An 8,566-nucleotide genomic window follows, 5' to 3' on the forward strand; every position below is an offset into this window, starting at 1 on the left:
GCGCCGCGTCAGAAAGTGAAGTTCTTCAGCGCTTCGGGCATGCCCTGCGCCATCGCCGCAGCTTCCTTCGCCGCGTAAGTCTGCGAATCCCACAACTCGAAGTGCGCGCCCATGCCGAGCAGCGTCACTTCTTTTTCGAGCGACGCGGCAGCGCGCAGCTCGGGCGAGACCAGCACGCGCCCGTTGCCGTCGAGTTCGACATCCATTGCATTACCGAGAAAGATGCGCCGCCACCACATGGCTTCCATCGGAAGCGCGGCGACCTTGGCGCGAAAGACTTCCCACTCCGGGCGAGGAAAGAGCAGCAGGCATCCATCCGGGCTCTTCGTGAGCGTCACCCGGCCTTCTGCCTGCCCTTGCAGCGCTTCCCGATAGCGCGACGGAACCGACATCCGTCCTTTCGCATCGAGCGTCAGCGCCGACGCCCCTTGGAACACTCACCCTCTCCCCGTTATGGACGCCCACCGTGACGTGCGTCCCGCTCCGCTTTTGCTCAAAAATGGCTTCCGAATCACACAAAAGACCACTTTCTCACACTGTCTCCCACTTTAGAGGAACGCATTTCCTCGGTCAAGACGCGCACCTTTTTTTCGAATGCTTTTTATTTGCTAGAACAAGGACTTAGCGCAGGAGCTTGAAGTGACGGCGAAAGAGAAAACCGTTATTAATTAGAGGGCTAGTGAAGGATGTGAAGGTAGTACGTGAAATCAATCGGCGAAATGAGGGAAATGTAACGGTCTTTTCCGCCGATTTGTGAGCCACAGGTGGGATGCGGCCACGAAACGCCCGGTCCGAGGGTGGGACGAGCCGGGCGAAGACATTTCGATGCGCTATATATAGTAGGCAGTGCCCGTCATCACCTTCGATGCCGCACGCATCAGCGCCCGCACCGGAAACGGAACCTCGCCGCCGCCCGCACCGATCGCCGCGGCCGCGTGCGCGCTTTCATCGAGACGCATTTGCTCGACGATCGCGCGCGAAGCGTGGTCGTTCGCGGGCAAGGTCTTCATGTGACCGTCGAGATGTTGCTCGACCTGGCGCTCGGTCTCGGCCATGAAACCAAGACTGGCGCGATCGCCGAAGCGGCCGGCCACAAAACCGATCGCAAGCGCCCCGGCATACCAGAACGGATTCAACAGGCTCGGTCGCGAGTCGAGATCCTTCAGGCGCTTCGAGGTCCACGCAAGATGATCTTCCTCTTCCCGGGCCGCCTGCTCGAAGCTCGCCTTGAGCTCGGGCGAATCGGTGGCGAGCTTCTGTGCCTGATAAAGCGCCTGCGCACAGACTTCGCCGACATGGTTCACGCGCATCAAGCCGGCCGAATGCGCGCGTTCCTTGTCCGTCAGTTGCGATTCATCCGAAAGGACATCGCTGTCGGCACCCGCGCCCGATACCGCCGCTTCGGGAATCGGCCGCGACATGCGGCTCACGCCGGTCATGGAGCGCAAGCCTCGATCAAACTCGCTGATGACTTCATCGAGCGTCATGTTGTCACCTCTCTTCAAAATCCTGCGCGTCGCAGCAGTCCGTATTCTCTCGCTCGCTGACGCGAACGTGTATCTCGGCCAGAAGCCGGTCAGTTCCGTACGGAAAACGCGGATTTTAGCGCATCGACAGCCGCGCCGAGCCCACGCGGGATTGTCCGATCGGACCGATGTTCTACCGGCCGATCGGACGTCAAAACGCCCGTTGCAACCGCGCCCGTTGGTAATTAGGGCAAACACGAGTCGCAAAAATCCTGCAAAACCAACATTTTAGCGCCTGTTGCGTAAACGTCACATGAGTCGGCGGACCGCCCCCTTTTCCTTTGTCCGTCAAAGTCTCTTTGTTACATTACGTGTCAACTTCGTTAAGAAGCCCGGCAGGGACCGTCAACACACTGGCGCTAGAACAGTGACCTTGCCACAAAGTCGCAAACACTCCCTGGAGATCTAATCAATGAAAAAGTCGCTTCTCGCTCTCGCCGCATTGGGCGTTTTCGCAGGCGCCGCACATGCGCAGAGCAGCGTGACGCTGTACGGCATCATCGACGCAGGCTTTGCCTTCAACAACAACAGCAACGGCGAGCACCTGTATGCAATGAACAGCGGCAACCTGCAGGGTAGCCGTTGGGGTCTGCGCGGCACGGAAGATCTGGGCGGCGGTCTGAAGGCCATCTTCGTGTTGGAAAACGGCTTCAACGTGTTCAACGGCCAACTGGGCCAAGGCGGCACTGAGTTCGGCCGTCAGGCTTATGTCGGTCTGGGTTCGACCCAGTTCGGCACGGTCACCCTGGGTCGCCAGTACGACTCCGTGGTCGACTTCACCGGTGCCTTCGAAGTCGGTAGCCAGTGGGCGTCGTACTTCGGTGCGCACCCGGGCGACCTGGACAACATGAACAACTCGAATCGCGTGAACAACGCGATCAAGTACACGAGCGCGAACTACGCAGGCTTCACGTTCGGCGGCCTGTACAGCCTCGGCGGCAACGCTGGCCAGTTCAACCGCAACCAGATCTGGTCGGTTGGTCTGGGCTACTCGCAAGGCCCCCTGCAGTTGGGCGCGGGCTACTTGAACGTCAAGGACCCGAACTACTCGTTCTTCGGCAACACCCCGGCAAGCCGCACGGCTACTTCGACGCCTACGGCTTCGAACATGTCGAGCCGCGTGTACTCGGGCTTCGCATCGGCCAAGACGCAGCAAGTCATTACGGCTGGCGGTGCTTATACGTTCGGCGCAGCGACCATCGGTGCAACGTATAGCAACACGATGTTCAAGGACGTCAACAGCGAATCAGGCGCTGGCCTGAACCCGGCTGGCTACACGGGCGGCTCGGGCAAGTTCCACAACGCCGAAATCAACTTCAAGTATCAGCTGACCCCGGCCCTGCTGCTGGGCGTGGCATATGACTACACGAAGGGTTACGGCCTGAGCGATGCCAAGTACCATCAGGCAATGCTCGGCGCGGACTACTTCCTGTCGAAGCGCACCGACGTGTACATCGACGGCGTGTACCAGCACGCAAGCGGCACGGATTCGACGAACCGCTCGGCAGTTGCGAACATCAACGGCCTGTCGCCGTCGTCGACGTCGAACCAGGTTGCTGCAGTGGTCGGTATCCGCCACAAGTTCTAATAAGGTCGTAACAAAGCAGTACGCTCTGAAAGGCGCCTTCGGGCGCCTTTTTTTCGTATGGATCCGGCGAAAGTGCGTGGCTTTCGTGTCGCGTACAGACAACAAAAAAGCCTTCGTGTCTCGCGACGCGAAGGCTTTTTGTTATTTAGGAAATTGAACCGCTAAGCGCGCCCATCGCGCAATTCGCGCCGCAGAATCTTGCCTACATTGCTCTTCGGCAAGTCGTTCCGGAACTCGATCATGCGCGGTCGCTTGTACCCCGTCAGCCGCTCCTTGCAGTAGGCCATGACGTCGGCTTCGGTGAGGCTCTGATCCTTGCGCACGATGAAGAGCTTCACCGCCTCGCCGGAACTCTGATCCTTTACGCCGACCGCGGCGACTTCGAACACACCGGGCAACATCGCGACGACATCTTCGATCTCGTTCGGATACACATTGAAGCCCGACACGAGAATCATGTCCTTCTTGCGATCGACGATCTTCACGTAGCCGCGCTCATCGAGCACGCCGACATCGCCCGAGCGGAAGAAGCCGTCCGGCGTCATCACTTTCGCCGTCTCGTCCGGACGGTTCCAGTAGCCCGCCATCACCTGCGGTCCGCGAATGCAGATCTCGCCGGCCTGGCCGAGCAGCACTTCGTTGTTGTCGTCGTCGCGGATCGAGACTTCCGTCGACGGTAGCGGCAAGCCGATCGTGCCGGTGTATTCCGTCGCCGTCACCGGATTGCAGGTCACACACGGCGAAGTCTCGGACAAGCCGTAGCCCTCGACGATCGGCACGCCCGTCGCGGCGAACCAGCGCTTCGCCACGGCTTCCTGGACCGCCATGCCGCCGCCGTTCGCCGCGATGAGCTTGGAGAAGTCGAGCTTGCCGAAGTCGGGATGATTCAGGAGCGCGTTATAGAGCGTGTTGACCGCCGGAAACGTGTTGATGGGCATGCCCTTCAACTCCTTGATCGTCCCCGCGATGTCTCGCGGATTCGGAATCAGCACGCCGAGGCCGCCGGTCCGGATCGTCAGCATCCCGCAGACAGTCAGCGCAAAGATGTGATACAGCGGCAGCGCGACCACGCAGACGAACTGGTCGATGTCAGGACGGCGCTTGCGTGCCGGCTCCAGCCAGACTTCGGATTGCAGCGTGTTCGCGATGAGGTTCCGGTGCGTGAGCGTCGCGCCCTTGGAGACGCCCGTCGTGCCGCCCGTGTACTGGAGAAACGCGACGTCATCGGGGTTTTGAGTGACGGGCTGAAGCGTGCTCCGGCTGCCTTCACCGAGCGCGTCATTGAACCGGACACTGCCGGGCAAGCTCCATTCGGGCACCATCTTCTTCACACGCCGGACGACAAAGTTGACCAGCAGGCCCTTCAGCCCCATGAGATCGCCCATCGACGCGACGATCACGTGTTTGATCGCCGTATTCCTGACCACGGCCTGCAGCGTGCCCGCGAAGTTCTCCAGGATCACGATCGCTTCCGCGCCGCTGTCCTTCAGTTGATGTTCGAGCTCGCGCGGCGTATAGAGCGGATTCACGTTGACCACGATATAGCCGGCGCGCAGCACGGCCGCGATCGCAACCGGATATTGCAAGACATTGGGCATCATCAGCGCGACGCGCGCGCCGTGTCTGAGGCCCTTCTTCTGGAACCACGCGGCCAGCTTTCTCGACATCGCGTCGAGCTCGGCGTACGTGATCGACTGGCCCATGCACACGAACGCACGCCGATCGCGATTCGCGCGGAAGCTGTCCTCGAGCAACTCGGAAACCGACCGGTACGCAGATGCGTCGATGTCCGCAGGCACGCCGGCCGGGTAGGATTTCAGCCAAGGTTTCTCCATACGGCGTCTCCTTTATATGATTTTAGAATGGTCGTGCGGAAACGAGATCCTAGCTTCTCGAAAAGCCTCCGGCAACTGGGTTAGACGCCATGCACCAGGCTCGTCCGAGCCCGCCCTTTCGAACACCATCAGTGCATTTGCTCCACTTCGACGAGGCAATCGTAGAACGTCGCCGATCCCCCGAGATCGGTCAGTGCCTGGCTCGTAACCTGATTGGCATTGCAGCCGTCCGGCGACAGCTTCTTCCACCAGATCGAGAGTCCAACCACGACGCCTTCTCGCGCGCGTTCCGTCACGCGCGCGCGAGCCTGCATGGAGCCGCGGTCGTTGAAGATACGCACGAGCGCGCCATCGACGATGCCGCGCGCCTTGGCGTCGTCGGGATGAATATCCAGATGAGGCTCCCGCTCCGCCGCGCGCAGGCTTTCGATGTTCACGAAGCTGCTGTTCAGGAAGTTGCGCGCGGGCGGGGAAATCATCGCGAGCGGATATCGGGCGGCCAGTTCGGGCGAACCGTCCTCGGATTCGTAGGGCGGCAGATAGTCGGGCAGTGGATCGAGGCCTTCGCGTTTCAGCCGCTCGCTGTAAAACTCGCACTTGCCCGAAGGCGTGCGGAACGCCCCCTCCGCCAGCGGTGCCTCGGCGATATCGAGCTTCAGCCATCCGGAGGACTTCAGCGCGTCCCAGTTCTGACCCTCGAGTACGCGATCGTCCCAACGAAAAGCCTTCGATGCGATCTGTTCGTCGGTCTCGAAGAGCGCCGGCTCGACAAGGCCCATCGCGCGCGCGAGGCCGCGAAAGATCTCCGTGTTCGGGCGCGCGTCACCGACCGGCGGAATCGCGGGCAGGTTCGCCATCACGTGCGTGTGTCCGTAGGACTTGTGGACGTCCAGATGCTCGAGTTGCGTTGTCGCCGGGAAGATCAGGTCGGCATAGTCGGCGGTGTCGGTCTGGAAATGTTCGAGCACGATCGTGAACAGGTCATCGCGCGCGAATCCGGCGGCGACCTTCGCCGAGTCCGGCGCGACCGCTACCGGATTCGAGTTGTAGACGATCAGCGCTTCGATTTTCGGCCCAAAGGCTTCGTCGCCTTGATGCAGCAGCGCGTCGCCGATTGCGTTCATGTTGATCGCGCGCGGCAGTTTCGAGGGCCAGCCGGGCAGCAGGTCGGGACGTTCGAGCGCGCTGCCGTTGATCGGCGCCCAGCCCGACGATGAAAGCAGCAATCCGCCGGCGCGTTCGCGCCATGCTCCGGTCAACGACGGCAGACAGGCGATCGCGCGAACCGCATTGCCGCCGCCCCGCACGCGCTGCATGCCGTAGTTGAGCCGAATGGCGGCCTTCTTCGTCGATCCGAACGCGCGAGCGAGCTCGACGACCACATTCGCCTCGATGCCGCAGATCTTCGCGACGCGCGCCGGCGGATACTGCGCCGCGCGCGCTGCAAGTTCGTCGAAGCCGACGGTATGCGCGCGCACGTACTCATGATCGATGAGATTCTCACGGACAAGCACATCGATCATGCCAAGCGCGAGTGCGGCATCGGTGCCGGGGCGTAGTGCGATGTGCTGGTGGCACTTTTCGGCGGTGAGCGACTTGTAGGGATCGATCGCGATCAACTTCGCACCGCGTCGCTTGGCTTCCTGGGCGCGCGTCCAGAAGTGCAGGCTCGAGGCGATCGGATTCGCGCCCCAGATCAGGATGAGTTCGCTCTCTTCGTAGAACTCCGAGTGCATGCCGAGGCTCGCGCCGTAGGTGTAACGCAGACCGGCAGCGCCCGCCGCGGCGCAAATCGTGCGCTCCAGGCGCGACGCTCCGAGCACGTTGAAAAATCGGGCGGCGATGCTTTCGCCTTGCACCAGTCCCATCGTGCCGGCGTAGCTGTATGGGACGATGGCTTCAGGCGCGCGCCGGGCAATCGAATTCAGGCGTTCGGCGGCAAGTTGCAACGCCTCGTCCCAGCCAATCGGCTCGAATTTGCCCTCGCCCTTCCTCCCGACTCTCTTGAGCGGAGTGAGAAGGCGATCATTGTGATGTGTGCGCTCAGCGTATCGCGTTACTTTCGTGCAAAGCACACCTTGCGTCGGCGGATGATCAGGATCGCCGCTGATTTTGACCGCTTTGCCGTCCTTTACGGTTACGCGCATCGCGCATGTATCGGGGCAATCGTGCGGGCATACGGCTCGGGCAAACTCGGCTGGAGCGTTCATCGGAAAGTCCGGTAAATCGAATTAAAGGCGGCGGATGACCGAATTCTATTACGGCCGCTATGCGATCGACCGTCCGGTGAAGCAAATAGTGGCGGCGTAGAATGGAACGACTCTGCGCGGTCAATACGCGCGATCTGAATTCAAACGTGAGAGCGGTTCAAATGAATCTGATCCCAGAAATCGAAGCATCACACGACGAAATCAAAACACTCCGACGAACGATCCATGCTCATCCCGAGTTGCGCTACGAAGAGGTCGGCACCGCGAAACTCGTGGCCGATTGTCTTGAGCGATGGGGGATTGAAGTCTATCGCGGGTTGGGCAAGACGGGCATCGTCGGAGTATTGAAGCGCGGTTCCGGCGCTGGATCGATCGGACTGCGCGCCGATATGGACGCGCTGCCCATTCAGGAATTGAATACATTCCGGCATCGGTCGACGAATGACGGTCGCATGCACGCGTGCGGCCACGATGGTCACACCGCGATGCTGCTCGGCGCCGCCAAACACCTGGCCGAACACGGCAAGTTCGATGGGACGGTCGTTTTCATCTTTCAGCCCGCCGAAGAGGGCGGTGCTGGCGCGAAAGCCATGATCGAGGAAGGTCTCTTCAAGCGCTTTCCCGTGGATGCGGTGTTCGGCATTCACAATTGGCCCGGCATTCCTACTGGTCATTTCGGCGTGACCGAAGGACCGATTATGGCGTCAAGTAACGAATTCCGCATCACGATTCGCGGGACCGGTTCGCATGCAGCCTTGCCGCATAACGGGCGCGATCCTGTTTTTACGGCGGTTCAGATTGCGAATGGCCTTCAGGGCATCATTACGCGGAACAAGAAGCCGATCGACACCGCGGTTCTTTCCATCACGCAAATCCACGCCGGCGACGCGATGAACGTCGTACCTGATCAGGCCTGGCTCGGCGGGACCGTGCGCACCTTCACCGTTGAGACGCTCGATCTGATCGAAGAGCGCATGCGCAAGATCGTCGAAGCGACGGCGGCCGCCTACGATTGCGAAGTGGATCTGCACTTCCACAGAAACTACCCTCCGACGATCAACACTCCAGCGGAGGCGAGATTCGCGGCAGAAGTCATGGCGGAAGTTGTTGGCAAAGATCAGGTCGATAGTGCCGCAGAACCAACGATGGGTGCTGAGGACTTCTCGTTCATGCTTCTCGAGAAACCCGGATGCTACGCGTTCCTGGGTAACGGCGACGGTGGACATCGCGAACACGGACATGGCGCAGGTCCGTGCATGTTGCACAACGCCAGCTACGACTTTAACGACGATTTATTGTCAATCGGGTCGTCGTATTGGGTGCGTCTGGCGGAGCGATTCTTGGCGCGTTGAATATTTGAGCGGGTGAAAGCCCGCTGCTGGGGTCGTTACCGGGCTACAACGTCGC

General features: G+C 60.7%; 6 protein-coding genes. 2 read left to right on the plus strand and 4 right to left on the minus strand.

Annotation, left to right across the window (positions count from 1 at the left end; genetic code table 11):
* Positions 1–8 precede the first annotated feature (8 nt).
* Both mraZ and coq7 read right to left on the minus strand, forming a co-directional pair.
* Positions 9–437 carry a division/cell wall cluster transcriptional repressor MraZ gene (gene mraZ / locus AC1Z32_RS26050; protein WP_062610501.1) on the minus strand — a complete coding sequence of 143 codons (429 nt, stop codon included), beginning with the start codon at positions 435–437 and terminating at the stop codon, positions 9–11.
* Positions 438–830: 393 nt separating this feature from the next.
* Entirely contained in the window at positions 831–1,487 is a 657-nt protein-coding gene (coq7, locus tag AC1Z32_RS26055; RefSeq protein WP_483481605.1) for a 2-polyprenyl-3-methyl-6-methoxy-1,4-benzoquinone monooxygenase, read from the minus strand.
* Positions 1,488–1,938: 451 nt separating this feature from the next.
* Between coq7 and AC1Z32_RS26060 the strand changes: the two genes are divergently transcribed.
* Positions 1,939–3,114 (plus strand): porin, encoded by a 1,176-nt coding sequence (locus AC1Z32_RS26060; RefSeq protein WP_483481606.1) that lies wholly within the window; start codon positions 1,939–1,941, stop codon positions 3,112–3,114.
* A gap of 161 nt (positions 3,115–3,275) precedes the next feature.
* On the opposite strand, the gene AC1Z32_RS26065 is transcribed toward AC1Z32_RS26060, so the two are convergent.
* Together AC1Z32_RS26065 and AC1Z32_RS26070 are read right to left on the minus strand one after the other, a co-directional pair.
* Positions 3,276–4,949, minus strand: coding sequence for a long-chain-fatty-acid--CoA ligase (locus tag AC1Z32_RS26065; RefSeq protein WP_483481607.1), 1,674 nt, complete (start codon positions 4,947–4,949; stop codon positions 3,276–3,278).
* A 128-nt stretch (positions 4,950–5,077) separates the two neighbouring features.
* Entirely contained in the window at positions 5,078–7,159 is a 2,082-nt protein-coding gene (locus AC1Z32_RS26070) for a molybdopterin-containing oxidoreductase family protein (RefSeq protein ID WP_483481608.1), read from the minus strand.
* Between the two features lie 161 nt (positions 7,160–7,320).
* Here AC1Z32_RS26070 and AC1Z32_RS26075 point away from each other — a divergent pair, with 161 nt between their 5' ends.
* Positions 7,321–8,511, plus strand: coding sequence for a M20 aminoacylase family protein (locus tag AC1Z32_RS26075; RefSeq protein ID WP_483481741.1), 1,191 nt, complete (start codon positions 7,321–7,323; stop codon positions 8,509–8,511).
* The last annotated feature ends 55 nt before the right edge of the window (positions 8,512–8,566 follow it).

It is taken from the genome of Caballeronia sp. 11_S32 (assembly GCF_056930355.1).